Raw genomic sequence first — 26,808 nt, forward strand, 5'->3', positions numbered from 1 at the left:
GGTAGTCACGGGGACACGGATGTGCGCACGCCGGACGGCCCACTAGGCTGGCCACGTGAACGAGCACACCTATTCCTGGCACCCGCAGCCCACGTCCTTGCTGACGGACCACTACGAGTTGACCATGTTGCAGGCCGCGCTCCGGGCGGGCACCGCGTCCCGCCGCAGCGTGTTCGAGGTCTTCGCCCGCAGACTCCCCAACGGCCGCCGCTACGGGGTGTTCGCCGGGATGGGCCGGGTGCTCGAGGGGCTCGAGCAGTTCCGATTCACCGACGAGCAGTTGCGGTTCCTGCGAGACACCGCCGTGGTGGACGCCCAGACCGTGGCGTACCTCGAGAACTTCCGCTTCACCGGCCAGATCCGCGGCTACGCGGAGGGCGAGACGTACTTCCCCCACTCGCCGCTGCTGAGCGTGGAGTCCTCGTTCGCCGAGGCGTGCGTCCTGGAGACCTACATCCTCTCCGTCCTGAACTTCGATTCCGCCGTGGCCTCGGCGGCCTCCCGCATGGTGGGTGCCGCGGGAGAGCGCCCGTGCATCGAGATGGGGTCGCGCCGCGCCCACGAGCAGGCGGCCGTGGCCGCGGCCCGCGCCGCCGTGGTCGCGGGCTTCGACTCGACCTCCAACCTCGAGGCCGGTTTCCGCTACGGGGTCAAGACCGTGGGCACCGCGGCCCACTCGTTCACCCTGCTGCACGACTCCGAGGAGCAGGCGTTCCGCGCCCAGCTGGACGCGCTGGGTGTGTCCACGACCCTGTTGGTGGACACGTACGACGTCGAACGGGCCGTCACGCTCGCCGTGGAGATCGCGGGCAAGGACCTCGGGGGCGTGCGCCTGGACTCGGGCGATCTCGTGACACAGGCCGCGTCCGTGCGCGCGCTGCTCGACAAGCTCGGCAACTCCAACACCCGGATCACGGTCACGAGTGACCTGGACGAGTACGCGATCGCCGCCCTGCGCGCCGCTCCGGTGGACGCGTACGGCGTGGGCACGCGCCTCGTCACGGGCTCGGGTGCCCCCACGTCGTCGATGGTCTACAAGCTCGTCTCGCGCGAGGGCGCCTCGGGCGCCATGGAACCCGTGGCCAAGGCGTCCTCCGGCAAGAAGTCGGTGGGCGGCGAGAAGTACGCGCTGCGCCGTCGTGATCCCCAGGGCGTGGCCACGCACGAGATCGTGGGCGTGTCTCACATGCCCGAGGACGACGGCGACGACCGCCCCTTGCTCGTGGACTACGTCACCGGCGGCGAGCTGCACGACGGCTACACGGGCCCCGAGGCCGTGACCCGCGCCCGGCAGCGCCACGTCGATTCCGTGGCCGAACTGCCCCGCGCGGCGCGCCGGCTCTCCGAGGGCGAGCCCGTGATCCCCACCGTGATCGAACCCGGAACCGCACACTGACCAGGGAGGTAGCCATGCGCACTGCATTGCTGATCGTGGACATCCAGAACGACTTCTGCGAGGGCGGCAGCCTGGCTGTCGAAGGCGGGGCGGCGGTCGCCGCGCAGGTCTCCGAGTACCTCGAGGACCACCACGGCGACTACGTGGCCGTGGCCGCGACCCAGGACTGGCACGTGGATCCCGGGGAGCACTTCAGCGACACCCCCGACTTCGTCACGAGCTGGCCCGTGCACTGCGTCGCTGAGACCACCGGCGCTGACACGCACCCCGATCTCGACACCGAGTACGTCACGGAGTACTTCCGCAAGGGCGCGTACGACGCCGCCTACTCCGGTTTCGAGGGCCTGTCCGCCCCGGACGTGGACGTCCCCATGGGGGAATCGGAGGAGGACTCCGACGAAGAACGCGTGAGCCTGGACGACTGGCTGCAGGAACGCGGCGTCGAGGCCGTGGACGTCGTGGGTCTCGCGCTGGACCACTGCGTGCTGGCCACGGCCAAGGACGCCGTGGAGGCCGGCTACGAGACCCGGGTGCTGCTGCCGCTGACCGCGCCCGTGGCAGCCGAGTCCGGTGAGCGGGCGGTCGAGGAACTCGAGGCCGCCGGCGCGGAGGTCGTCACCGACCTGCCTTGAGCGCCGGGCACGTCGCTGCGCGGGGTACTTCCCCGCGCGGGTACGTCGCTGCGCCGGTTACTTCCGGCCGATGAACCAACGCTGCAACAGGGCGATCCGCGCGGTGAGCTGATCCTCCGAGGCCTGGGCCACGGCCGGGCCGCCGCACTTGGTGCGCAGCTCGTTGTGGATCACCCCGTGCGGTGTGCCGGTGCGCGCGGACCACGCGGAGACGTTCTTGGACAGCTGCGAGCGCAGGTCCTTCAGGCGACGGTGGTCAGGCACCGCGGGGGCCTGGGGCGCGTCGTGACCGCCCTGACCGTTGCGCTGGGCCGAGCGCGACTGCCGCTCCCGCAGCAGGGCCGAGACCTGGTCGGCGTCGAGCAACCCGGGGATCCCCAGGTACTCGGCCTCCTCCTCCGAACCCACCGCGGCCCCGCCGCCGAAGGCACCGCCGTCGAACAGCACGCCGTGGAAGGACGCGTCCGAGTCCAGGGCCTGGAAGTTGCCCTGGGCCAGGGACGACGACGCCCTGTCCTCGCGGTTGGCCTCATCCAGCAGGTCGTCGTCCCAGCCGGTCTCCATGTGCTGGTCGAAGTCCACGACCCCCGGCATGTTCTTGGGCTTGTCCAGCGCGTGGTCCCGCTCCTCCTCCATGGAGTTGGCGAGCGCCATGAGCGTGGGCACCGAGGGCAGGAACACGGACGCGGTCTCCCCACGCTTGCGGGCGCGCACGAAGCGACCCACCGCCTGGGCGAAGAACAGCGGCGTGGAGGTGGACGTGGCGTACACGCCCACGGCCAACCGGGGCACGTCCACGCCCTCGGAGACCATGCGCACCGCGACCATCCAGCGCTTGTCGGATTCGGAGAACTCGTCGATCTTGTTGGACGCGGTCTTGTCGTCGGAAAGCACCACGGTGGGCCGCTCCCCCGTGATGGCGTGCAACTGCTCGGCGTAGGCCTTGGCGTCCTGGTGGTCCGTGGCGATCACGAGCGCCCCGGCGTCCGGGACGGTGCGCCGCACCTGCGTGAGCCGCTGATCGGCGGCGCGCAGCACGGACGGGATCCACTGCCCGTGCGGGTCCAGGGCGGTACGCCACGCGTGGGACGTGATGTCCTTGGTGAACCCCTCCCCGAGCTGGGCGGCCATCTCCTCACCGGCCGAGGTCCGCCAGCGCATCTGACCCGAGTACGCCATGAAGATCACGGGACGCACCACGTGATCGTGCAGGGCGTCCGCGTACCCGTACGTGTAGTCGGCCGTGGACCGGCGGATCCCGTCGCCGTCCTCGGCATAGCTCACGAACGGGATCGGGGAGGTGTCCGAGCGGAACGGTGTACCGGTGAGCGCGAGCCGACGGGTCGCTGGTTCGAACGCCTCGCGCAGCCCGTCACCCCAGGACAGGGAGTCGCCGGCGTGGTGGATCTCGTCCATGATCACGAGCGTGCGCCCGGCCTCGGTGCGCGCGCGATGCAGCAGCGGCTTGTTGGCCACCTGCGCGTACGTCACGGCCGCACCCATGTACCCGCGGCCGTGCTGGCCGTCCGCGTTCTTGAAGTTGGGGTCGATCGCGAGTCCCACCCGCGCGGCGGCGTCCGCCCACTGGCGCTTGAGGTGCTCGGTGGGGGTCACCACGGTCACGCGCTGGACGGTCCCGGCGTCGTGCAGTTTCTTGGCCACGGTCAACGCGAAGGTCGTCTTACCCGCGCCGGGGGTCGCCACGGCCATGAAGTCGCGCGGCTGGGCCTGTTCGTAGCGGTGGATCGCCTCCGCCTGCCACGCGCGCAACTTGGGCGCGGTCCCCCACGCCGCCCGGTCCGGATAGGCCGGCGGGAGGTCCGCCGCGGCTCCGAAAAGGGACATTTGATCGCTGTCAGACACGTGGTGCTCGTCCTCTCCGCGCGCTCCTGGGCGCGCATCCACTCCGGTCCCGTCGCACGGGTCGTGGTCGTCTCTGGCACGGGCGACGACGCCGCTCGCGCCCGTTCCCGACCCCGCACGGCAAAGGCGCCCGCTGAGCGCGGGCGCCGCCGGTGGTCCCGCGCGGGGCGGGACCTCACGAAAAGGGAAGGGTGGTCAGTTCTCGGGCTCGTCCTTGCCGGGACGCAGACCCTGGTAGATCTCCTTGCACTCCGGGCACACCGGGAACTTCTGGGGATCCCGACCAGGGGTCCACACCTTGCCGCACAGGGCGATCACGGGTTCGCCGGACAGGGCCGACTCCATGATCTTCTCCTTGCGCACGTAGTGGGCGAACCGCTCGTGATCACCGGGTTCCTGCAGTTGCCGGGTGTCCTCGCGCTCGATCGTGGAGGTGCCACCCACGGTCTCGGGTTTGGTGCCGAACAGACCGTTGCTGATCACCCGGGAGGAGCGCACGGAAGGACCCGTGACGTCCTGGGCTTCGGTGAATTCCATGTCCACCACTGTACCCCGAGCCCCGGCCCCGGCTCACCGGTAGGCCGCCACCTCCTGAAGCAGTTCGGGTCCGCGCGCGTCCAACCACTTACCACCCATGCGCACACCGATCCACAGCAGGACCAGGCCCTCCACGATGCCCACCACGAGCGCCAACCAGCCCCACAGAGCGGCCCCCGTGACGAGGTACACGATCAACAGGATGCCGGCCGGCAGCGCGAGCAGCGCCATCAGACCCATGATGACGAACTGGACCACCAGGTTCAGGATGGTGAACCCCTGGGGTGTCTTCATGGGGGACGCACCCGGGGGCGGTGTGGGGTACGTGTACCGGGCGGAGACGACCGAGACCACACCGGCGCCACCCAGCAGGATGCCCGCGCACACGCCCACCATGGCGGGCAGGGCGTCCCAGCGCTGCACGCCCACGAGCCAGAGCACGATCGAGAGCAGCACCAGCGGTACGGCCACGATGAGCATCGCGACCACGCGACCCAGCCGGTCCGCCCGGCCGGAGACCGGTGCCAGCACGTGGAGGCTGAACGCGGTGTTGTCGTAGGAGACGTCCGCGGAGATCGCGTACGCCATCAACAGCGACACGAAGAGGGGCAATGCCCACAGGCTGAATCCCGAATCCCCCGCGATGAACCAGAAGGCCGCCCCGATCGCGGGGATCATGAGCAGTGATGCCGAATAACGTGGATCCTTGCGCCAGTAGGTGAGACAGCGTGCGGCCACGGCACCCCACTGGTTCGCGGGGAACCGGTCGAACAGGCCGACGCCCTCCTGTGCACGGGACGTGGCGCGGGCGGCGCCACCGGCGGCGTCGCCGAGGGCGCGGCGCAGACCTGCTCGCGTGGCGACCACGAGCACGACCAATGTGACCAGGGAGATCGCGATCCGGGCGAGGGCCGCGAGCCAGTGACCCGACGCGACGTCGCCGGGGACCGCCCAGATCGCACCGAGGGGCGTCCACGCGAGGACACCCGCCCACGTGGGGAGCATCTGCCACACCTGGCCCAGGCCGGTCGCGAACAAGGAGATGAGGGGCCCCAACAGCACCACGAGCACGAGCACGACCATGGAGATGATCTCGTTCGTGCGCCGCCCCTTGGCGAAGTTCGCGCCCAGGGCCGTGACGCAGCGCGAGCCCACGAAGGCGAGCAGGGCGCCGATGATCGCGCACGGGATCGCCGCGACGAGCGCCGTCGTGGAACCACGCCACGAGAACAGCCAGCCGAGCAGGGCGATCACGGTCAGCACCCCCGGGATGCCGATGACGGCGCCCACGACCTGTCCGGCCACCAGGCCCGTGGTGCTCAGGGGGAACAGTGCGAGCCGGGACGGGTCCAGCGTGGAATCGGCCTTGGAGGAGACCAGCGGTACGAGCCACCAGCCCATGAGCAGCAGCGAGCCCACCAGGACCGACGCGATGATCACGGTCTCGAGGGCCTCACTCCCGAGGGCGAACAACGCGGTGAGCGCCATCCCCACGATGAACAGGGCGTAGAGACCGCCCAGGATCGTGCCCACCAGGATCCACGTGCTACGCGTGAGGGTGTTGATCAGGATCCGCCACTTCAGCCCGGCCAGTCGGCGGGCTTCCTCGAACGGCCCGATGTTGCGCGTGACGGGTTCGCCACTGCCGTGCGAGGGGCGCACGGAGGCGGGGACGGCGGCGTCGGGCGCGACGTCCTGCCCCGGCACGTCCCCGGGTGCCGTGTCGAGGTGGCGGGACGCCGGGGATTCGTGCGGGTCGTTCACTCGGGACGCAGCCACTGCAACCCCTCCCCCGCTTCGGTGCGCCCACCCACGAAGGACACGAACCGGTCCTCGAGGGACATGCCGGCGCACACCTCGTCCATGGTCCCCTGGGCCAGCACACGGCCCTGGTCCATCACGGCCACGTGATCGCACATGCGCTGCACGAGGTCCATCACGTGGCTCGAGACCACCACGGTGCCGCCGGAGTTGGTGTACTGGTGCAGCAGGGAGCGGATGTTCGCCGCGGAGACCGGGTCCACCGACTCGAAGGGCTCGTCCAGCACGAGCAGGCTCGGAGCGTGGATCATGGCCGCGGCCAGGGCGATCTTCTTGGTCATGCCCGCGGAGTAGTCCTGCACCTGGCGCCCCGCGGCGTCCTGCAGGTCCATGGCCACGATGAGGTCCTCGGTGCGCTGCGCCACGAGGTCGCGGTCCATCCCGCGCAGCAGACCCGAGTAGGTCACGAGCTGGCGTCCCGTGAGCCGGTCGAATAGGTGGGCGCCGTCCGGCAGCACGCCCATGCGCCGCTTGGCGGTCACGGGATCGCGCCACACGTCCAAGAGCTCGTCGCGGCTGCCGCCGCCCACGAGCACCGAACCCGCCGAGGGACGCAGCAACCCCGTGGCCATGGACAGCGTGGTCGTCTTGCCGGCACCGTTGCGCCCCACGAGGCCGTAGAACGATCCCCGCGGTACCGTGAGGTTCACGTGATCCGCGGCCGGTCGGCCGGACTGGCCGTAGAACTTGGTGAGGTCCCGCACCGCGAGCGCGGTCGTCCCCGTGCCGGAGTGCTGCGCGGCGTCGCGAGGCGCGTGCTGCGCGGTGGCATGGGGCGCCGCGTGCTGGGGTGCACTACCCGGGGCGCGGTGAGAGGTCGCATAGTGGGGAGCACTGTCACCGGGCGCGGCATACTGGGGCGTCGCGTGCCGGGGTGTTCCCTGCTGCTCGGTCGAGGGGTCGTTCGCCACGGGTCCCCCGGCGCCGGGGGCGGGCTCGCGGCGCGGGGTCGTGGGTCCGTTCACTGGGCTACTCATGTCACCAACGTACTGAGTGACCCGCGTGACATGGCGGATTCACCGGACCTTGGCACTGTCGACCCGAGGATCCCGCCAACCCTTCACCGGATCCTCTGAACGACGCCCGTCCGGGGACGCCCGGGGCCGCGCGTCGCCGCACGGCCCACCCGCCCGAACCGGTCGACCTCAGCCGCGGCCCGGGAATCCGCCGCGCCCTAGAAGAGCGCCCGCATCAACTGGGCGCGCGCGGCCACCACGCGGGGATCCTCCGCGCCGACGACGTCGAAGAGGTCCACGAGGCGCGCCCGCGCGGCGTCCTTGTCGTCCCCGGCCGTGGTGCGCACGAGGTTGAGCAGGCGCCGGAACGCGTCCTCCACGTGCCCACCGGACAGGTCCAGGTCCGCGACGTCCAGAGCGGCCTGCACGTTCGTGGGATCAGCGGCCGCGGCTTCCCGCACGGCGGTCGCGTCCATCGCGCTCACGCGCTGCAAGAGGTGCACCTGGGCGAGCGCGAGCTTGGCGTCGTGGTCACCGGGGTTCTCCGCGAGCGCCTTGTTGTAACTGGCCTCCGCGCCGGCCAGGTCCCCGGCCTCGAGTTTGTCCAGGGCCTCCTGGTGCAGCGGGGGCAGGGGCTTGGGCTCGTTCGCCGCGACCGGTTCGGCCGTCCCCGTGACACCGTTCTGCTGCGCGAGGCTCACGAGCTCGGTCAGCAGCTCACGCAATTGCTGTTCCGGGACCGTGGAGTTCACGAGCGGCACCACGCGCCCACCGAGCAATGCGAGCACGGTGGGAACGGTCTGCGCCTGGAACGCCTGCGCGATCTGCGGTTCCGCGGCGGCGTCCACGGTCCCCAGCATGAGGCGACCCTGGAACTCGTCCACGACCCGCGCGACCACCTCCACGAACGTCTCCGACTCCGGGCTCTGGGGCGCGTGCAGCACCACGACCACGGGGTACGTCGCGGAGGCCTCGGCGTAGCGCTGGAAGTTCGCGGTGGTCAGCTCCACGCGGTAGCTACCGGCGCCCGCGGACGACGCCGCGGCGTCGTCGTTCGGCGCGCCCGTCCGGGCACCGCCCGACGCGCCGAGATCCACGGCACCGCGCACGGACGCGGGAACCGCTTGCTCGTCCCGTGGGGGCTGCTGGCCCGGGGTGGAACGGGGGAATTCGCTCATGGGAACCTCCTTCGACGGCGAGTCCGCGACATGGGACGCGGACTCGATCGTGCGCCCTGCTCCCGGGCACACGGACGGGTGTCTTTTGCTCCCATTATGTGCACCGGGAACGCTGGAAGTCCTGGCGGCCCGGCGTTGTACGCTTCCGGCGTGAGCACATCCCCAGGAGCGCAGGGTCGGCCCCCCGCGCGTTTCCGTCCGACCCGCCACCGCTTCGAGGTGCCGCCCGAACCCGCTGCGGGTGACGAGCCCGCGCGGCGTGCGCCGTGGGACCACCCCGTGAACACCCGGACGCATCCCATCCAGACGGGCTTCCTGCTCACCGTGGGCGTGGGGATCGCCCTGCTGGGCTACTACGTGCTGACCAACGTGGGCGGACTCGTGGGGTGGATCGTCACGGCCGCGTTCATCTGTCTGGGGCTGGATCCCCTGGTCCGCCGGCTCGAGACCAAGGGGTTGCCCCGCGCGCTGGCCGCCGGGGTGGTGATCCTGGCCCTGGCCCTGGTGATCACCGCGTTCATCATGGTCGTGGTCCCCCGCATGATCGAGCAGGCCCAGCAACTCGTGGCCCGCGCCCCCGAGCTCGTGACCGAGTTCATGAACTCCGAGTTGTTCCACGGCCTGGACGACCGCTTCGAGATCGCCGCGTCCGTGCAACACACCACCGGGGCCTTCCAGGAACGCCTCGCCACGGACGAGAACCTGCTGGGCGGGATGTTCGGCTCGGTCGTGAGCGTGAGCGGCGTGGTGATCAACGCGGTGACCGGGACGCTCATCGTCATGGCGCTGAGCCTGTACTTCCTCTTCTCGCTGCCCACGATCAAGGCCTGGTGCTACCGCCTGGCCCCCGCGAGCAAGCGCGCCCGGGTCAAGCACCTGGGCGATCAGATGACCAACGGCGTGGGCAACTACGTCATGGGTCAGGCGTGCGTGGCACTGCTCAACGCGCTCGTCGCGTTCATCCTCATGAACGTCACGGGGGTCCCCTACGCCACACTGCTGGTCCTGTTCGTCGCGCTGCTCGCGTTCATCCCCCTGGTGGGTGGCGTGCTCGCCGGCATCCTCGTGACGCTCATGGCCACGCTCGGCGGGTGGGACACCGCGATCCCGTACGCCCTGTGCTACTTCGCGTACCTCCAACTCGAGGCCTACGTGTTCTCACCCCGGATCATGGCCCGCGCGGTGGCCGTCCCCGGCGCGGTCGCGGTGATCGCGGTGGCGGCCGGCGGTGCGCTGTGGGGCATCCTCGGTGCGCTCATCGCCATCCCCACCGCGGCCGCGGGACTGCTGCTGGTGCGCGAGGTCTTCGTCCCGCGCCAGGACGCGCGCTGACGGCGACGACGCCGCTGTACCCCGCCGCGCGGCGTCGTCGCCCGTGGACCCGGGCGTGTGAGCCGGGGGCGGCCGGACCGCTAGGCTGTCCTGGTGCGTTTAGTGATTGCAGACTGCTCGGTCCGGTACGAAGGGCGCTTGAACGCGCACCTGCCCCTGGCTCGCCGGCTCATCATGCTCAAGGCGGACGGCTCGGTGCTGATCCACTCCGACGGCGGGTCCTACAAACCGCTGAACTGGATGAGTCCCCCCGCCACGATGCACGTGCGCGAGCCCTCCGACGAGCTCGCCGCGGACGGTGTGAGCGAGGTGTGGGAGGTCCAGGCGGGCAAGTCCGACGACCGGCTGATCATCCACATCATGACCGTCCACTCCCAGCTCACCCACGAGCTCGGCACGGACCCCGGCCTGGTCAAGGACGGCGTGGAGGCCGATCTGCAGCGACTGCTCGCGGAACAGATCACCCTGCTCGGGGACGGTTTCTCCCTGGTGCGTCGCGAATACCCAACGAGCATCGGCCCCGTGGACATCCTCGCGCGGGACGCCGGCGGGGCCACGGTGGCCGTGGAACTCAAGCGCCGCGGTGACATCGACGGGGTGGAACAGCTGACCCGCTACCTCGAACTGCTCAACCGCGATCCCCTGTTGAGCCCCGTGCGAGGCGTCTACGCCGCCCAGCAGATCAAACCGCAGGCCCGTGTCCTCGCGCGCGACCGCGGCATCGAGTGCCTGACCCTGGACTACGACGAGATGCGCGGCAACGTGGACACCCAGTCCCGCCTCTTCTGATCAGCCCCTTATGCCGGAACCCGTCTGCGGATAGCGTGGGAGGAAACCGGTCATATTCTCGGACCTCGTAGTAAGCCGCCTGATGACGATTGACCCCGGGGCGGCAGTGTGTGATGCTTGAGGTGTTCTCGCATCATGTTTGACATGCTCGCAGGAATGGTAGCGAGCGTGAAGTTCTGACTGGCGCTGTGGCACAACATCTCGTGAGCCGCATCCACAGCCTTCTCGCGGTACCGGTTCAGGTGCACAATCGTGTGCACGCACTACATACTCCAGAAGGAGATGCCCCATTATGACTCAGGGCACCGTTAAGTGGTTCAACGCAGAGAAGGGCTTCGGCTTCATCACGCCGGACGACGCTGATGGCGACGTCTTCGTGCACTACAGCGAAATCCAGTCGGGCGGCTTCCGCACCCTCGAAGAGAACCAGCGCGTCGAGTTCGAGATCGGTCAGGGCCAGAAGGGCCCGCAGGCCACCGGCGTGACCGTCATCTGACAGTCCCCGGACGAAACCCCCGTCACCTTCCGAGGTGGCGGGGGTTTTCTCATGCCCGTGGCCGGCGGGGGCGGTCAGTTCCAGCTGCGGGCCATGCGGCGCTGCACCTTGGCTCCCGCGCCGGCCAGATGGTCCACGAAGTGCTCGTAGCCGCGGTCGATGTGCCCCACCCCGGAGACCTCGGTGACCCCGTGGGCCGCCATTCCCGCAATCACGAGTGCCGCGCCGGCGCGGATGTCCATGGCTTCCACGGGAGCGCCCGAGAGCTCCTGGGACGGGACACCGTCCACCCGGGCGTGATGTCCGTCCAGGCGCACGCGCGCACCGAGCCGCTCGAGTTCCGCGGTGAAGCCCCATCGGGCCTCGAACACGTTCTCCGTGATGATCCCGCTGCCCTCGGCCACGGCGTTGAGCGCCACCACGAACGGTTGCAGGTCCGTGGGGAACCCCGGGTAGGGCAAGGTCGAGACGTTGATGGCCTTGGGCCGCTCGGGACCGCGCACCACGAACCGCCCATCGTCGGTGTCGATCTCGCAACCCGCGCAGCGCAGCTTGGCCAGCACCACGTCCAAGTGCTCCGGTTCCGCTCCCGTGATCTCCACGCGGCCGCCCGTGACCGCGGCGGCGAAGGCCCACGTCCCGGCCACGATGCGGTCCGGGACCGTGCGGTGTGTCACCGGGTGCAGCCGCGGAACCCCCTCGACCGTGATCGTGGTGGAACCGAGCCCCTCGATCCGCGCACCCATGGCCTGCAGCATGCGGCCGATGTCCACGATCTCCGGTTCGCGGGCCACGTTGTCCAGCACCGTGACGCCCCGGGCGGTCGTGGCCGCCGTCATCAGGTTCTCGGTGGCCCCCACCGACGGGTAGCCCAGTCGATAGGTCGCACCCGTCAGACCGTCCGGCGCGCTGGCTCGCAGGAACCCGCGTTCGATGGTCAGCCGGGCACCCATGGCCTCGAGTCCCGCGCGATGCATGTCCAGGCCCCGGGTTCCGATCGCGTCCCCGCCCGGCAGGGCGACCTCGGCCTGGCGGCAGCGCGCCATGAGCGGGCCCAGCACGGAGATGGACGCCCGCATGGCCCGCACGAGGTCGTAGTCGGCCTGGTGACCGAGCTCCTCCGGGACGTCGATGGTGACGGTGTGCGCCGCGGGCTCGTACGAGACCTCGCACCCCAGCCGGCGCAACAGCTCCGCCATGATCGTGACGTCCTGGATCTCGGGGACGTTGGTGATCGTGGAACGGCCCGTGGCGAGCAGTGCCGCGGCCATGAGCTTGAGCACACTGTTCTTGGCACCGTACACGGGCAGCTCACCGGAGACCTTCGTGGGCCCGTGTACTTCGATCTTCTCTTCCATGCATCCTCCTCGGTCACGAGTACGGAACTGTCGGCCGCGACACCTGGGCCGGTGCGCCACGGTACGCGAACGACGTCGACCCCCGCACCCGAAGGCACGAGGGTCGACGTCGACCGGTCACGCGATACCGCTCAGGCGGAACGCGCCGCCGAATCCAGGGAGACCTCGTCCGCGACCACCGTGACACGGTTGTTGTCCACGGAGATGAAACCGGAGTCGATGCTGCCCACGAGTCGGTCGCCGTCCACACGGTCGATGGCGAACTCCCCCGGCTTGAGCAGCCCCGCCATGGACTCGTGACCCGGCATGATGCCGATGTCGCCCTCGGTGGTGCGCACCCGCACGAGGCGCGCGGTACCCGTCCAGATCTTGCGATCCAGGGCGACGATTTCCACGATGAGTTCGGCCATGATTACTTCTCGCCCGTCTCGGCCTTGATCTCGTCCCAGCGCCGCATGACGTCGTCCAGGCCGCCGACGTTGTAGAACGCCTGCTCGGGGACGTTGTCCAGCTCGCCGTCGCAGATCTTGCCGAAGGCCTCGACGGTCTCCTCGAGGGGAACCGTGGAGCCCTCCACGCCGGTGAACTGCTTGGCGGTGTAGGTGTTCTGGGACAGGAACTGCTCGATCCGGCGGGCGCGGGAGACCACGACCTTCTGCTCCTCGGAGAGCTCTTCGACACCGAGGATCGCGATGATGTCCTGCAGTTCCTTGTTCTCCTGCAGGATCCCCTTGACGCGGGTGGCCACGTCGTAGTGGGTCTGGCCCACGTACTGCGGATCCAGGATGCGGGAGGTCGAGGACAGCGGGTCGATCGCGGGGTACAGACCACGCGAGGCGATCTCACGCGAGAGCTCGGTGGTCGCGTCCAGGTGCGCGAACGTGGTCGCGGGAGCCGGGTCGGTGTAGTCGTCAGCGGGCACGTAGATGGCCTGCATGGACGTGATGGAGTGACCACGGGTCGAGGTGATGCGCTCCTGGAGCACACCCATCTCGTCCGCGAGGGTGGGCTGGTAACCCACGGCGGAGGGGATGCGGCCCAGCAGCGTGGAGACCTCGGAACCGGCCTGCGTGAACCGGAAGATGTTGTCGATGAACAACAGCACGTCCTGGTTCTGCACGTCGCGGAAGTACTCCGCCATGGTCAGACCGGTCAGGGCCACGCGCAGACGCGTTCCGGGCGGCTCGTCCATCTGGCCGAACACGAGGGCGGTGTCCTTGAGAACGCCCGCCTCCTCCATCTCGACCCACAGATCGTTACCCTCACGGGTGCGCTCACCCACGCCGGCGAACACGGAAGTACCGCCGAAGTTGCGGGCCACACGTGTGATCATCTCCTGGATCAGCACGGTCTTGCCCACGCCCGCGCCGCCGAAGAGGCCGATCTTACCGCCCTTGATGTAGGGGGTCAGCAGGTCGATGGACTTGATGCCCGTTTCCATCATCTCGGTGCTGCCCTCGAGCTCCGCGAAGGACGGCGCCTTGCGGTGGATGGGCCAGCGCTCCTGGATGTCCAGCTCGGAGGTGGGCAGGTCCAGCGCGTCGCCGAGCACGTTGAAGATGTGGCCCTTGACCACGTCACCCACGGGCACGGAGATGGGGGCGCCCGTGTCCTGCACGGGGGTCCCGCGCACCAGACCGTCGGTCTGTTGCAGGGAGATCGCGCGCACCACGTTGGTGCCCAGGTGCTGTGCCGTCTCGAAGGTGATCCGGCGGGGCTGGCCGTTGAACTCGTAGTCCGCGGTCAGCGCGTTGTAGAGGTCGGGGACCTGGTTCTCGGGGAACTCGACGTCGACCACGGGCCCGATCACCCGGGCGATGCGGCCGGTGGCACCTTCCGAGACCGGCTGGGTGGCCTGGTCGTTGATTGTGGCAGTCATTTCTCTCACTTCGTTTCGGCTGGCAAGGGCGGGCAGCGCGGGCTATAGTGCCTCGGCGCCACTGACGATTTCGGTCAACTCGGTGGTGATCTCCGCCTGGCGGGCGTTGTTCATCAAGCGCGTGTACTTCTTGATGAGCTCGGTCGCGTTGTCCCCGGCGGCCTTCATGGCGCGCTGGCGGGACGCGAGCTCGCTCGACGCCGCGTGGCACAGGGCGGAGTAGATCCGCGCCTTCACGTACCGGGGCAGGATCTGGTTGAAGAGCTCCTCCGCGTTCGGCTCGAACTCGAAGTTGCTCTGCGTCTCCTCGAGGGCCTCGTAACGCTCGGAGACCTCGTCCCCGAGATCGTTCGCGTCCACGACCTCCAGGGGCAGCAGGCGCAACACCCGCGGCTCCTGGTTCACCATGGAGTTGAACTGCGTGTACACGAGGAGCACCTCGTCCACGCCACCGTCCTCGTACGGGGCGTTGATGTCGTGCATCAACTGGTCCGTGAGTTCCTCGGCGCGCTCGGTGGTGGCGTTGTCCGTGTTGCCCGTCCAGAATTCGTCGTAGTCACGGTGCCGGAAGTCGAAGTACGCCTTGGCCTTGCGGCCCACGAGGTACACGCGTGCTTCCTTGCCCTGCGAACGCAACAGCTCGAGCAACTCCTCCGTGCGCTTGAGCACGTTGGAGGAGTAGGACCCCGCGAGCCCGCGGTCCGACGTGAACACCAGGACGGCCGAACGCCGCACCTCGTCGGGGACGGTGGTCAGGGGGTGGGAGATGTTGTGCTGCGTGGCGATCTGGGAGACCGCGCGGGTCAGCGCATTGGCGTACGGGTACGCGGCTTCGAGACTCTGACGGGACTTGTTGATGCGCGAGGTCGCGATCATCTCCATCGCCTTGAAGATCTTCTTCATCGACGACGTGGACGCGATCTTCTGTCGGTAGACCCGAATCTGCGCTCCCATGGAATTTCCTTTCGGCACCGCCGTGGTGCGCCGGATCCCGGCGCACCACGAGAACGGTTACTTCTTGACGATCGTTTCCTGGTTCACAGCGGTCGCGCCCAGGGACTCGGGCTCCTCGACCCCGGCCTCGATCCCGTGCTTGGAACCGTGGAAGTCCCGCTTGACCTCGGCCACGGCCGTCTTGAGCGCCTCGACCGCGTCGTCCTCGAGCTTGCCCGTGGAGTTGATCGAGTCCATCACGTTGGTCGTGCGCCGGACCTGGTCCAGCAGCGCGCGCTCGAAGTCCGAGACGTTGGCGACGTCGACGTCGTCGAGCTGGCCCGTGGTACCGGCCCAGATGGACACGACCTGGTCCGCGACGGGGTACGGCGTGTACTGGGGCTGCTTGAGCAGCTCCATGAGCCGCTCACCGCGGGTCAGCTGCTGACGGGACGCGGCGTCCAGGTCCGAGGCGAACATGGCGAACGCCTGCATGGAACGGTAGGACGCGAGGTCCAGCTTCAGCGTGCCGGAGACCTTCTTCATGGCCTTGACCTGCGCGGCACCGCCCACGCGGGACACCGAGATGCCCACGTCCACGGCGGGACGCTGGTTGGCGTTGAACAGGTCCGACTGCAGGAAGATTTGGCCGTCGGTGATGGAGATGACGTTGGTCGGGATGAACGCCGAGACGTCGTTCGCCTTGGTCTCGATGATCGGCAGACCGGTCATGGAGCCCGCGCCCAGCTCGTCGGAGAGCTTGGCGCAACGCTCGAGCAGGCGGGAGTGCAGGTAGAAGACGTCACCCGGGTACGCTTCACGTCCCGGCGGGCGGCGCAGCAGCAGCGACACCGCACGGTAGGCCTCGGCCTGCTTGGAGAGGTCGTCGAACACGATGAGAACGTGCTTGCCGCCGTACATCCAGTGCTGACCGATCGCGGAACCCGAGTAGGGCGCCAGGTACTTCAGACCGGCGGACTCGGACGCGGGAGCGGCCACGATCGTGGTGTACTCCAGGGCGCCGTTGTCCTCGAGGGTCTGGCGCACCGCGGCGATCGTGGAGGCCTTCTGACCGATGGCCACGTAGATGCAGCGCACCTGCTTGTCCACGTCACCGGACTCCCAGTTGGAGCGCTGGTTCAGGATGGCGTCCACCGCGATCGCGGTCTTACCGGTCTGGCGGTCACCGATGATCAGCTGACGCTGGCCACGCCCGATCGGGATCATGGCGTCGATGGCCTTGATGCCGGTCTGCAGCGGCTCGTGCACCGACTTACGCATGGTCACGCCCGGAGCCTGCAGCTCCAGTTCGCGGCGACCCTCGGTGGCGATGGGTCCGAGATCGTCCAGGGGCTCGCCCAGGGGATCCACGACGCGGCCGAGGTAGCCCTCGCCCACGGGCACCGACAACACCTCGCCGGTGCGGTGCACCTCCTGGCCTTCCTCGATGCCCTGGAAGTCACCGAGCACCACGACGCCGATGTCGCGGGTGTCGAGGTTCAGGGCCAGGCCCAGCACCCCGTTCTCGAACTTGAGCAACTCGTTCGCCATGACGGAGGGCAGGCCCTCCACGTGCGCGATACCGTCCGCGGCGGACGACACGCGTCCGACTTCTACTCGTTCCACATTGCCGGGATCGTAGGACGCCGCGAACTCGTTCAGCGCACTACGGACCTCATCGGCATTGATGGTCACATCGGCCATCTGCTGTCCCTGCTCTCTACGTCTTGTGATCATCGCTCGAGCCATGACCACGGTTGTACTTGTCGCGATGCGTTGCCCCATCGCCGTGCGGCCGCCTCAGCGGTCGGGGGGCAACGCGACGAGATGCCGGCATCGACCGACTCCCCGCGATCCCCGCTGCGCGCGGGGATCAGGCTGCGATCCGCTGCTGCAACTGTTCCAGCCGGTGGGTCACCGATCCGTCGATGACCTCCTCGCCCACCTGCACCCGCAGGCCACCCACCAACGACGGGTCCACCTCCGTGGTGAGCTTCAGGTCCCGTCCGTACAGCCGGTTCAGACCCTGGCGCAGTTTCTCCGTCTGGTCCTCCCGGAGGGGACGAGCCGTGGTGACCCGCGCGATCCAGCGCTGCTGACGGTCTGCGACCCACTCGGCGAAGTGCTCGAGCAGGCGACCGGGCAGCGCACCCCGCGGTTCGCTCACCGCGCGTTCGATCAGCAGGGAGGCCTCCTCCGAGCTCGTCGTCATGAGACGACGGGCCAGGGTGGCCTTGGCCTGCGCGCTCGCGCGCGAGTCCGAGAACGCGTTCTGCACCTCGGTGGAGTGATCCAGCACGGACTTGAACCGGATCAGTTCGTCCACGAGCGTCTCGAGCGCGTTCACGCCGCCGCGGTTCTCGGCGGACGCGGCCGCGAGCAACACGGCCGTGCGTTCGATCCCGTCACCCAGCTGGCGCTCGGTGGCGCTGCGCTGGGACGCGAGTTCGGCGACGACGTCCACGGCCACCTCGTGCGCGCGGCCGTCGAGCAGCGTGTGCACGAACCGGGCGCGGTCCTCGGCGGGGCGGGAGGGATCCGTGAGAGCGCGGCGCAGTGCGCCGTTCTCGTCCACGATGTCCAGGATCTCGAACAACTGGTGTGCGATCTCGGGACTCGCGGCGGATGCCCAGTGGTCAACGTCCACGGAGAGCGGACGATAGGGTTCGTTCGATGCTTCTGCCATTACCGTGCAGCTCCCGTGCGACCTTGCTCGGCCTCGAGATCAGCCAGGAAACGATCGACCACGCGGTTGGCGCGATCGTCGTCGTTCAAGGACTCCCCGACGATCTTGGACGCGAGCTGTGTTGCCAAAGTGCCGACCTCGTCACGCAGTGAGACCACCGCGGCCGCACGCTCGGCCTCGATGGCCTTGTGGGCGTTCTCGGTGATCCGCGCGGATTCGAGGTTGGCGCGATCCTTGAAGTCCGCCAGGATCTTCTCACCCTCGGAGCGAGCTTCCTCACGGATCTTCTGGGCCTCGAGCCGGGCACTTTCGAGCTGCTGGTTGTACTCGTCGCGAGCGGCCTTCGCCTCGGCCTGAGCGGCCTTGGCCTTGGCCAGTCCACCCTCGATGGCGTCCGCGCGGTCCCTGAAGACCTTCTCGAACGCCGGGACGATGAACTTGTACGCGATGAAGAGCAGAATTGCGAACCCCACAAAGGTAATCAGCATTTCCCAGCCGTTGGGGAACAGAGGGCTCTGTCCCTCTTCAGCTGCCAACACCATTGCGTTCATGAGCGCGATTCCTGTTCTCTAGATAGGGCGTGTGCGAAAGGGTGTGCCCTTAGAGCAGTGCCAGGACGAAGCCCAGAATGGCGAGCGCCTCGACCACGGCGAAGCCCATGAACAGCATGGGCTGGATCACGCGCTGGGACTCGGGCTGACGGGCCACGGACTGCATGTAAGCCGCGAAGATGAGACCCACACCGATGCCACCGCCGATGGCAGCGAGACCGTAGCCAATAACGCTGAGCGAACCTTCCATTATGGATATTTCCTTTCTGGGTGCCCGCTGGAGCGGGCCGTGGTGCCATTACGGGAAACCGTGAATGGTCGATGGTCACGTGAGCGGCCCGGAGGTCGCGCTCCTTCGTGGGGCTAGTGCCCCTCCTGCAGTGCGCCCTGTACGTACACGGCGAACAGCAGGGTGAAGATGTAGGCCTGCAGGATCTGGATCAGAACCTCCAGGAAGTAGATGAACAGTCCGAGGACCAGACCGAAGACCGAACCGCCGATCCCGAGCACGCCGCCCACCTCGGTGGCGAGGTACGCCATGAAGGCCGCCGCGACCATGATGGCCATGTGGCCGGCGAACATGGTGGCGAACACACGCAGTGCGTGGGTCACGGGGCGGATGATCATGTTCGAGAGGAACTCGAGCGGGATCAGGATGATGTAGAGGACCTTGGGGACGTTCGGCGGCATGGTCATCTTGGCCATGAAGTGGCCCAGACCGTGGCGCTTGATACCCACTCCGACCCACACGACGTAGGCAACGGCCGCGAAGACGTACGCGGTGCCGGGGTGCGAGAACGTGGGCAGCTGCAGGACGGGGATGGACCCGAAGAGGTTGTTCACCAGGATGAAGAAGAAGAAGGTGAACAGCAGGGGCACGAACGGACGGAAGTCTTTCTCGCCGATTATGTCGCGACCCAGGTGGTTGCGGACCAGGCCGTAGCCCATCTCACCCAGGTACTGCCCCTTGGTGGGGACCAGCGCGCGCCGCCGCACCACGTACATGAAGAACGCCGCGATCAGAACCACCGACAACAGGATCAGCAACGAGTGCTTACCGAAGGCGAAGGAACCCACTTCGAAGAACGGGGGCAGATACGCATCTTCCGTGGACGGGGCCACGAATTCGGCCGGAATCCTCAGGGCGGGGTTCAATACGGGTCCTTTCTGCGGTATCCAGACCGGTCACACTCTGGGCTCGGGGCCCAAGTCGGGTGACTTCTTCGTCTCCGACGGGGTCTTTTGCGGGGCGGTACTGCGGTTCAAGGCGTCCCTCATGTGAAGGTAACCGAGGTACACCCCGGCGGCCGCTCCGAAGACAGCTCCCGCGATCACAATCCACCGAGTTCCCAGTAGGTGATCCAGGAACCAGCCTACCAAACTCCAAAACACCGCACCGACCACGATGTACAGCAGGACTGCGATCCCGCCCCCCAGGCCGCCGCGCTCCACGAGCTCCCCCGCGGTGTGCAGGGTCTCCTTGCGCGCGTTGTCCCGCATGCGCGTGGACATCCCCCGCAGGTCCCTGGGACGCCGGCCTCCCGGCTCGTTCGGTGCGGAACTCATGGCGTTCGCCTTTCGTGGGTGGATCGGTCGTGCCCCGCCTGGCCGTCGTGTACGTCACGGGCGGGAGGGACGGACGGGGCGGCAGCGGCGTCGTCGTGGGCTCGTTCGATGGCCGACGACGCCGCGTCGGGTGCGGGATCGGGCGCGTCCTGCCGGGTGACACCGCGGGTCAGCACGGCGAAACCGGCCAGGGCGAGCACGAGACACACCAGGACGGTCACGGCGAACGCGCGCGGGGCGAGCCACGGCGGAGCCCCCAGGAACATCAGGAACCAGCCCAGCACGAGCACCTTGAGGAGGTACAGCGCGGCGAGCGCGGGAGCCGTGGCCGCCGGTGCCACGCGGTACATCTGGGCCGCCACGAGGGCGGTGGCCGCGGAGCTGATCGCGATGATCCCCGCCCCGAGCAGCACGGAACGCGGCACCGACGGGATGCCCATGAGCGCCGAAAGTGTAAGCAGAATCACACCGACGATCAGGAACATGACTGCCCCGGCCCGCACACCCCGGCCGTAGGAAGGGGGACGGGAGCGGGCGGCGTCGTGCGCGGCGGATTCCGCCGACGAACGCGGAGCGCGGTCAGGGGTCATGGGCGCGGACTCCGGGCGGAGCTCCGGGCGCGGTCGAGCAGCACCGGGGACACGAGGTACAGCACGATCACGAGCACCACGGCCACGCCGGCGAGCACGGAACCCGTGCCCGCGGCCCGCAGACCGTAGAGGGAGATCAGACTGACGCACGCCGTGGCGGTCGTGACCACCGCGGCGGACTGCACGTGGGACAGGCCCACGTCCGTGAGGCGCTGGTAGACGTGCTGCCGGTGCGGTGTGTACCAGACCTCCCCGCGGCGGATCCGCAGCACGAGCGTCACGGCGGTGTCCGCGAGGTAGACCAGCAGCGGGGGCAGCAGGTACTCCACGTAGACGCCCGAGAGGAACGCGCCGATCGCGATCGCGGCGATGGCACCGCCCAGGACGTAGGAGCCGACGTCGCCCAGGAAGACCGTGCCGCGCCCCAGGTTCCACGGCAGGAAGCCCAGGAACGCTCCGGCGAGCGCGAGGCCCGCGCACACCATCCACGGCATCCCGTTCGCCGCACCGGCCCACGCGTAGAACACGCCCACCACGCCGCCGTGCAGCCCGGAGATCCCGTTGATGCCGTCCATGAAGTTGGCGATGTTGACGTAGGCCACGGTCGCGAGCACGCCCACGGGCCACCACCACGCGGGGATGCCCAGGGCCACGATCATCGCGGCGGTCCCGAGCGCGCCCACGAGGGCCTGTACGCCCAACCGGACACCGATGGACACGCCGCGGTAGTCCTCGGCCCAGCCCAGGGCCGCGCTGGCCGCGGTCATGGTGAGCACGGACAGGGCGATCGAACGGTCCACGGGGATCAGACCGAACCCCAGGGACAGCCCGTACGTGAGGATCAGGGCGATGGCCACCGCAAGACCCATCCCGCGCAGCACGGGGCGCGAGTGCGAGGACCGGTCGGAGGGGATGTCGATCACGCCCCACCGGCGCAGCAACGGCTTGACCGCGAACGGCAGGAGCACCGAGAGCACGAAGGCAGCGGCGAGTGTCCACGGGGCGAGGGCCAGCAACAGGTTCAGCGCCTGGCCGTCCGTGAGAGTGGCGGGGCCGGTGACGACCGCGGGGGCCGTGGGGACGCCGTGGGCGGGCAGGAACGCGGTGGGCGCGAGGACGGTGCTCATGCGTGGCGCCTCCAGCCCGTGTGTCCCTCGGCGGCGTCGCCGTCCGCACCGTCGACGTCCGCGTCCTCGGCGCGGGATCCCGTGGCCGGGGCGCACTCGGCGGCGCGCGGCACGGAGAAGTCCGTGACCTTGGGCTGGGTGCTCACCACGACCTGCGGGATGGATCCCGTGAACATCATCCCGCCGCGCACCTTCCACACGTGGCGATCCAGGTTCGCGGGATCCAGGCGCTCGGCCTTGGCGTGGGAGATCTTGGGGTGGAAGGGCCGCTCGTCGGTCTCACCCGTACCGATGAGGTCCTCGTGCAGCTTCTCACCGTGGCGCAGCCCGGTGATCTCGATGCTGATGTCCTCGCGCCCGGACATCGAGCGCAACCGGCGGGCGATGTCCAGGATCCGCACGGGCTCCCCCATGTCCAGGATGAGCACCTCTCCCCCGCGCGCGATCGCACCGGCCTGGATCACGAGCTGACACGCCTCGGGGATGGTCATGAAGTACCGGGTGGCATCCGGGTGGGTCACGGTGATCGGCCCGCCCTGGCGGATCTGTTCCGCGAACAGCGGCAGCATGGACCCGCGCGAACCGAAGACGTTGCCGAAGCGCACGGACGCGTAGCGCTTGCCCGTGCGGTCCCCCATCCACGCGGTGAGTTTCTCCGCAACACGCTTGGAGTGACCGAGGGCCGTGGTGGGATTGGCGGCCTTGTCCGTGGAGATGTTCACGAACACGTCCACGTCCACGGCGGCCGCGGCGCTCAGCACGTGCAGCGAGCCCATGACGTTGGTCTTCCACGCCTCGTCCGGGTACTGCTCGAGCAGGGACACGTGTTTCAGGGCCGCGGCGTGGAAGACCACCTGGGGCCGGCGGTCCTGGAACACCCGGGTCAGGGCGTCCGGATCGCGGATGTCGCACAGCACGGTGTCGTTGCCGTCCAGCAGGCCACGCCCGGTGATGGAGATCTGGGTGGCCTGCAACCCGGATTCGTCACGGTCCAGCATGATCAGCTCGGCGGGTTCGAAACCCACGAGTTGGCGGCACAATTCCGAACCGATCGACCCACCCGCGCCCGTGACGAGCACGCGTTTGCCGGTCACGTACCCCGCGATGGCCTCCACGTGGATGTCCACGGGCCGCCGTCCGATGAGGTCCTCCATGGAGATGTCACGCAGGTCCACGCTCTGGTTTGCGCCGGTGAGCATCTCGGTCAGCGGCGGGACGGTCATCACGCGGGTCCCGGTGCCCTCCACGGCTTCCGAGACGCGTTGCATGGTGCGGGGGTCCACGTCCGCGACGGCCACGATCAGCACGCCGGCGCGCGTGTGCTCCAGGACGGACGCGGCGTCGTGCAGCGTGCCCATGACCGGGACCGAGGAGATGCGCAGGTGCTTCTTGGCGGGGTCGTCGTCGAGCAGGGCCATGGGCAGGAAACCGGACGCCGGGTCCTGCATCATGCGGTGGACCAGGAACGTGCCCAGCGCGCCCGCGCCGAAGATCACCACGTTCTGCGCCTGCTCACCTGGCTTGGCCGTGGACTCCTGGTACATGCGCTTGAGGTAGCGGAACGCGGCCATCAACAGGCAGGCGAACGGGAACGCGATGAACCCCAATGAGCGCGGGATCCACAGGGCCACACCGAAGACCAGCAGGACGGCCTCGAGCAGTGCCGTGACGATCACGGTCACGACCACGAGCAGCTTGGCCTCCTCGAAACTGCCGAACGAGTACCGGCCCTTGTAGAGGGCGAACGAGAAGCCCACGAGCAGTTGCAGCACGACCGCCACCACGCACGTGATGATCACGCCACCCACGGAGATGAGCTCCACGTTCATCTCGAACCGGAGGAACACCGCGACCCACAGCGCCACGATCCACGCGACGGAATCCAGGATCATCTGGATCCACAGCCACGCGACCGGTTTGTCCGCTCGGGGGGTGGGGCTTGCGGGGGTGACCATGCAGTCGTAGTCCTTTCGGGTGCGGGTCAGTCGCGGTGACCCACCATGAGCCGGTACGCCGTTTCCCGCACCCTCAGGGGGACGAATCGGTAGCCGCCGCGCACCATGACGTTCACGGCCCATTGTAGGAACCCCACGTGACCCAGGGTGCGCAACCGGTGCTGCAACGTCAGTTCGGCCCGCAGCACGCGGTACCCGCCGCGGCGTTCGTAGGAGCCCGCGGAGACGCGGTAGCCCACGAGCGGTTCCGCCACGTTGCGCACGTCCGCGCCGGCGTGGAGCATGCGCGCCCACAACCAGTAGTCCTCGGCCATGGGGACGTCCTCGTAACCGCCCACGGCGAGCGCCGCACTGCGGCGCAGCACGACCGTGGGGTGGGAGATGGGGTTGCGGTATCGGCTCACCGCGGCGATCCGCGCGGCCCCCACGGGGGCGGTACGCAGCGCGACGGGCCGGGTCTCGTCGTCGCCGATCTCGTGCATGGACGCGCCCACGAGGTCCGCGCCGTCCTCGATCAGGGGCAGTTGCCTCTCGAACCGGCGGGGGTAGGAGACATCGTCCGCGTCCGCGCGCGCGACGACGTCGTACGCGCACCGCGGCAACGTGACGGTCAGTGCCTGGGCGAGGCCACCGTTCTCCGGGATCCGCAGCAACCGGACGGGGATCGGGGATTCCTTCGCGAGCCGCTCGAGCTCCGCCGTGACCGACGCCGGCACCGGACCGTCCTGGACGAGCAGCACCTCCGCGGGCGGGCGGGTCTGCTCCACGGAATTGGACTCCACCGCGCGCCGGATCCGCTCGGCGGTGTCCGCGGCGTACACAGGGATCAACACCGAGAACCGGGCCGGCAGTTGCGCGGGGGTCAGCGGGTCAGCGAGGGCCACCGAAACCACGTCCGCGCATGCCGTTGCCGTAGAGCCGCGCCCACCGCACCAGTCCGGGCAGATCACGGTGGCGTGCATAGTGGGCGGGGTAGCCGATCGCGTCCGCGACCAGTTGCACCACGCGCTTGTAGCGCCATGAGACGTACCCGCGGTTACGGAAGAAGTGGCGCTGCTTGAACTCCCCCGGAGGGATCAACACCTGCAGCTTGCCGGGGATCACCACGTGTTCCTCGGCCCAGCCCGGCGGGTGGGACACGGCCGTGGTCGTGACCGTGCCGAACGGCAGCCCGCTCTTGCGCAGGCGCACGAGGAAGTCGACCTCGTCCCCGCGCAGGAACAGTTTCAGGTCCGGCAACCCCACCCGGAAGAACACGGACTCGTCCATGAGCGCACCGTTGAAGAAATTGGCGTAGGAGTCGATGAACCCCAGCGGTTCCAGGTCCGCGCGGCGATGGGTGATCCCACCATCCAGCCGGAACGGGAACGCGAGGGCATCATGGTCCTGGGGTGCCACGATGAGCGGTGACACCACGGCGAGCCCCCGCTCGCGCGCTGCTTCGCGCAGGGTGTGCAGGCATTCGGGGTCCTCGGGATGGGCGTCGTCGTCCATGAGCCACACCTGGTCCGCGCCGCTCGCGAGCGCCGTGAGGATGGCGAGCGCGAATCCGCCCGCCCCGCCCAGATTGGCCTCGGAGCGGCGGTAGTGCAGCGTGAAGGCTCCCCCGATCCGCTCCCCCAGCGCGGCCTCGTCCAGGGCGGTACGCCCGGCGTCCACGAGACACAGACTCGCGATCGGGTCGGTCTGGACGCGCAGCGCGTCGATCAGCGCCGTGACGTCCTCGGGGCGGTCCTGCGTGACGCACGCGACGCTCACGTTCGCGTCCGGACGGTCGCTCGCCCGCGCGGTGGATTCGGTCATGGCGCCCCCGGGACGACTCGTGATGTGCAGGGAAGATGTGCTCGACCGCGGCGCACGCGCAACCGCTCGCGCGGGCGCCCGGCACGCCGGTGAACTCCCGGAGTCTATCAACGCGTACCTTGACGCCACCTCGACGTCACCCGAACGGGTGATGTGCCGCGCTGACGACCACGGGCTGACCACCAGGAGTGGGTCCGGGGCGCTACCGTACGATGAAGACACCATCACGGGAGGAGACACAACAGTGACGGCTCACAGCTGGCGCGTTCTCGGGGCCACGGGGTTCATCGGTTCCGCCATCACCACTGCCCTGCAGACCCGGAACATCCCGGTCACCCCGGTGGCCACCCCCCGACTGGCCTCGCCCGCGACCACGGTGCACCACCTCATCGAGCACGCGCACCGCCTCGAGTCCGTGATCGACTACCTGGCCGATTCCTTCGCCGGCGCGGACGTGGTGGTCAACGCCGCCGGTCTGGCCGCCCCCGATCAGACACATCAGCAGTCCCTCACCGGGGCCAACGCGCTGCTCCCCGTTCTCGTGGCGCTCGCCGCCCACCGCACGGGCGTGCGCCGGGTGATCCACATGAGTTCCGCGTCCGTACAGGCGGACGCCCCCGTGCTGGACGAGTCCATCCGCACCGCACCGTTCTCCCCCTACTCCTTCTCCAAGGCCCTGGGCGAGTCCGCGCTCTACCGGTTGCGCTCGCAGTGGCGCGAGGAATCCGGCGCTCCGCAGATGAGCGTCATCCGCGCGACGTCCGTGATGGGCAGCGGGCGGCGCACCACGCGCATGCTCGCGCGGTTCGCGTCCTCGACCCTGAGCTCGGTCGCCGGGGACGGCTCCGCCCCCACCCCCGTGACCTCCGTGACCGCCCTCGCGCAGTTCACGGTGGCCGTGGGCGAGTTCCCCGAGGTCCTGCCGCCCGTGATCCTGCAGCCGTGGGAGGGCGCCACGACCGGTTCCGTGCTGCGCGACGCCGGACGCCGCCACCCCCTGCAGCTGCCGTCCTGGGTGTGCCGGGCCGTGATCGCGACCGCGCGCACCGCCTCGGCCGCCGCGGGCTATCGCTACGGCGGGCTTATCCGCCGCCTGGAGGTCACGTGGTTCGGTCAGCGCCAGGTCCCCGGGTGGGCCCACGAGAACGGTGTGCTCCCCGAGCCCCACGTGCAGGAGGTGCTGCGCCAGGCGCACCTCGCGCTGGGTCGCTGAGCCGCGCGTTGCGTTCTTCGCAGCGTGGCCGCGCGTCGCGTTCTTCGCGGCGCGGCCGCGCCCGGTCAAGAGCACTCCCGCGCTGACAGAACGATCCCCGCACCGTACCCGTCATGGGGTGGTGCGGGGATCGTCTCGTCGAGGCGT

The 26,808-nt window shown here is 69.0% G+C and carries 26 protein-coding genes; 6 read left to right on the forward strand and 20 right to left on the reverse strand.

What is annotated here, in order from left to right; genetic code table 11:
* Positions 1 to 55: 55 nt before the first annotated feature.
* Both AS25_RS09520 and AS25_RS09525 read left to right on the forward strand, forming a co-directional pair.
* Entirely contained in the window at positions 56 to 1,396 is a 1,341-nt protein-coding gene (locus tag AS25_RS09520; RefSeq protein WP_035964641.1) for a nicotinate phosphoribosyltransferase, read from the forward strand.
* 14 nt (positions 1,397 to 1,410) lie between these two features.
* The gene (locus AS25_RS09525) at positions 1,411 to 2,028 is read left to right on the forward strand and encodes an isochorismatase family protein (protein ID WP_035964642.1); all 618 of its coding nucleotides are present in this window, start codon (positions 1,411 to 1,413) and stop codon (positions 2,026 to 2,028) included.
* Between the two features lie 57 nt (positions 2,029 to 2,085).
* Here AS25_RS09525 and AS25_RS09530 read toward each other — a convergent pair whose 3' ends face one another.
* The 5 genes from AS25_RS09530 to AS25_RS09550 all read right to left on the reverse strand — a co-directional run bounded on the left by AS25_RS09530 (position 2,086) and on the right by AS25_RS09550 (position 8,383).
* On the reverse strand, positions 2,086 to 3,873 hold the full coding sequence (locus AS25_RS09530) for a DEAD/DEAH box helicase (RefSeq protein ID WP_035964644.1): 1,788 nt from the start codon (positions 3,871 to 3,873) through the stop codon (positions 2,086 to 2,088).
* A 213-nt stretch (positions 3,874 to 4,086) separates the two neighbouring features.
* Positions 4,087 to 4,428, reverse strand: coding sequence for a DUF3039 domain-containing protein (locus AS25_RS09535; RefSeq protein WP_084118136.1), 342 nt, complete (start codon positions 4,426 to 4,428; stop codon positions 4,087 to 4,089).
* A gap of 33 nt (positions 4,429 to 4,461) precedes the next feature.
* Entirely contained in the window at positions 4,462 to 6,207 is a 1,746-nt protein-coding gene (locus tag AS25_RS09540) for a hypothetical protein (RefSeq protein ID WP_253270540.1), read from the reverse strand.
* Complete coding sequence (locus AS25_RS09545) at positions 6,189 to 7,226, reverse strand: ABC transporter ATP-binding protein (RefSeq protein WP_035964647.1); 1,038 nt, start codon at positions 7,224 to 7,226, stop codon at positions 6,189 to 6,191. The genes AS25_RS09540 and AS25_RS09545 overlap by 19 nt, the downstream gene beginning before the upstream one ends.
* A 197-nt stretch (positions 7,227 to 7,423) precedes the next feature.
* Positions 7,424 to 8,383: a tetratricopeptide repeat protein gene (locus tag AS25_RS09550; protein WP_035964648.1), complete on the reverse strand. Its 960-nt coding sequence runs from the start codon at positions 8,381 to 8,383 to the stop codon at positions 7,424 to 7,426.
* Between the two features lie 150 nt (positions 8,384 to 8,533).
* Here AS25_RS09550 and AS25_RS09555 point away from each other — a divergent pair, with 150 nt between their 5' ends.
* From AS25_RS09555 to AS25_RS09565, 3 genes are all read left to right on the forward strand, one after another.
* Complete coding sequence (locus AS25_RS09555; protein ID WP_035964756.1) at positions 8,534 to 9,715, forward strand: AI-2E family transporter; 1,182 nt, start codon at positions 8,534 to 8,536, stop codon at positions 9,713 to 9,715.
* A 93-nt stretch (positions 9,716 to 9,808) separates the two neighbouring features.
* Positions 9,809 to 10,504, forward strand: a complete 696-nt coding sequence (gene nucS, locus AS25_RS09560) for an endonuclease NucS (RefSeq protein ID WP_035964649.1) — start codon at positions 9,809 to 9,811, stop codon at positions 10,502 to 10,504.
* A 292-nt stretch (positions 10,505 to 10,796) separates the two neighbouring features.
* Positions 10,797 to 11,000 carry a cold-shock protein gene (locus AS25_RS09565; RefSeq protein ID WP_035964651.1) on the forward strand — a complete coding sequence of 68 codons (204 nt, stop codon included), beginning with the start codon at positions 10,797 to 10,799 and terminating at the stop codon, positions 10,998 to 11,000.
* Between the two features lie 74 nt (positions 11,001 to 11,074).
* On the opposite strand, the gene murA is transcribed toward AS25_RS09565, so the two are convergent.
* The 15 genes from murA to AS25_RS09640 form a co-directional block, all read right to left on the reverse strand.
* On the reverse strand, positions 11,075 to 12,358 hold the full coding sequence (gene murA / locus AS25_RS09570) for a UDP-N-acetylglucosamine 1-carboxyvinyltransferase (protein ID WP_035964654.1): 1,284 nt from the start codon (positions 12,356 to 12,358) through the stop codon (positions 11,075 to 11,077).
* Between the two features lie 131 nt (positions 12,359 to 12,489).
* Positions 12,490 to 12,768 (reverse strand): F0F1 ATP synthase subunit epsilon, encoded by a 279-nt coding sequence (locus AS25_RS09575; RefSeq protein ID WP_035964655.1) that lies wholly within the window; start codon positions 12,766 to 12,768, stop codon positions 12,490 to 12,492.
* A 2-nt stretch (positions 12,769 to 12,770) separates the two neighbouring features.
* Positions 12,771 to 14,237 carry a F0F1 ATP synthase subunit beta gene (gene atpD, locus AS25_RS09580; RefSeq protein ID WP_035964656.1) on the reverse strand — a complete coding sequence of 489 codons (1,467 nt, stop codon included), beginning with the start codon at positions 14,235 to 14,237 and terminating at the stop codon, positions 12,771 to 12,773.
* Between the two features lie 42 nt (positions 14,238 to 14,279).
* Positions 14,280 to 15,191 (reverse strand): F0F1 ATP synthase subunit gamma, encoded by a 912-nt coding sequence (locus AS25_RS09585; RefSeq protein ID WP_035964657.1) that lies wholly within the window; start codon positions 15,189 to 15,191, stop codon positions 14,280 to 14,282.
* 57 nt (positions 15,192 to 15,248) lie between these two features.
* Complete coding sequence (gene atpA / locus AS25_RS09590) at positions 15,249 to 16,874, reverse strand: F0F1 ATP synthase subunit alpha (protein WP_035964658.1); 1,626 nt, start codon at positions 16,872 to 16,874, stop codon at positions 15,249 to 15,251.
* Positions 16,875 to 17,043: 169 nt separating this feature from the next.
* On the reverse strand, positions 17,044 to 17,817 hold the full coding sequence (locus tag AS25_RS09595) for a F0F1 ATP synthase subunit delta (protein ID WP_253270541.1): 774 nt from the start codon (positions 17,815 to 17,817) through the stop codon (positions 17,044 to 17,046).
* Positions 17,818 to 17,855: 38 nt separating this feature from the next.
* The gene (locus tag AS25_RS09600) at positions 17,856 to 18,407 is read right to left on the reverse strand and encodes a F0F1 ATP synthase subunit B (protein WP_035964661.1); all 552 of its coding nucleotides are present in this window, start codon (positions 18,405 to 18,407) and stop codon (positions 17,856 to 17,858) included.
* 49 nt (positions 18,408 to 18,456) lie between these two features.
* Positions 18,457 to 18,657: an ATP synthase F0 subunit C gene (gene atpE, locus AS25_RS09605; RefSeq protein ID WP_035964663.1), complete on the reverse strand. Its 201-nt coding sequence runs from the start codon at positions 18,655 to 18,657 to the stop codon at positions 18,457 to 18,459.
* 113 nt (positions 18,658 to 18,770) lie between these two features.
* The gene (atpB, locus tag AS25_RS09610; RefSeq protein WP_035964665.1) at positions 18,771 to 19,562 is read right to left on the reverse strand and encodes a F0F1 ATP synthase subunit A; all 792 of its coding nucleotides are present in this window, start codon (positions 19,560 to 19,562) and stop codon (positions 18,771 to 18,773) included.
* 30 nt (positions 19,563 to 19,592) lie between these two features.
* Positions 19,593 to 19,973 (reverse strand): hypothetical protein, encoded by a 381-nt coding sequence (locus AS25_RS13850; RefSeq protein ID WP_052160867.1) that lies wholly within the window; start codon positions 19,971 to 19,973, stop codon positions 19,593 to 19,595.
* Positions 19,970 to 20,563, reverse strand: a complete 594-nt coding sequence (locus AS25_RS09620) for a hypothetical protein (protein WP_035964667.1) — start codon at positions 20,561 to 20,563, stop codon at positions 19,970 to 19,972. Before AS25_RS09620 ends, AS25_RS13850 begins: the two co-directional genes overlap by 4 nt.
* Positions 20,560 to 21,690: an MraY family glycosyltransferase gene (locus AS25_RS09625; RefSeq protein WP_084118127.1), complete on the reverse strand. Its 1,131-nt coding sequence runs from the start codon at positions 21,688 to 21,690 to the stop codon at positions 20,560 to 20,562. Before AS25_RS09625 ends, AS25_RS09620 begins: the two co-directional genes overlap by 4 nt.
* On the reverse strand, positions 21,687 to 23,645 hold the full coding sequence (locus AS25_RS09630) for a polysaccharide biosynthesis protein (protein WP_084118128.1): 1,959 nt from the start codon (positions 23,643 to 23,645) through the stop codon (positions 21,687 to 21,689). Before AS25_RS09630 ends, AS25_RS09625 begins: the two co-directional genes overlap by 4 nt.
* A 26-nt stretch (positions 23,646 to 23,671) precedes the next feature.
* Positions 23,672 to 24,529, reverse strand: coding sequence for a glycosyltransferase (locus AS25_RS09635; protein ID WP_035964668.1), 858 nt, complete (start codon positions 24,527 to 24,529; stop codon positions 23,672 to 23,674).
* A complete protein-coding gene (locus AS25_RS09640) occupies positions 24,516 to 25,448 on the reverse strand; it encodes a glycosyltransferase family protein (protein WP_052160868.1) in 933 nt (310 codons plus the stop codon). The genes AS25_RS09635 and AS25_RS09640 overlap by 14 nt, the downstream gene beginning before the upstream one ends.
* Before the next feature lie 244 nt (positions 25,449 to 25,692).
* Here AS25_RS09640 and AS25_RS09645 point away from each other — a divergent pair, with 244 nt between their 5' ends.
* Positions 25,693 to 26,661: an NAD-dependent epimerase/dehydratase family protein gene (locus AS25_RS09645; RefSeq protein WP_035964672.1), complete on the forward strand. Its 969-nt coding sequence runs from the start codon at positions 25,693 to 25,695 to the stop codon at positions 26,659 to 26,661.
* Positions 26,662 to 26,808 lie beyond the last annotated feature (147 nt).

Origin of the sequence: Kocuria marina, from assembly GCF_000786655.1 — a bacterium.
Classification (GTDB): Bacteria; Actinomycetota; Actinomycetes; order Actinomycetales; family Micrococcaceae; genus Kocuria; species Kocuria marina_A.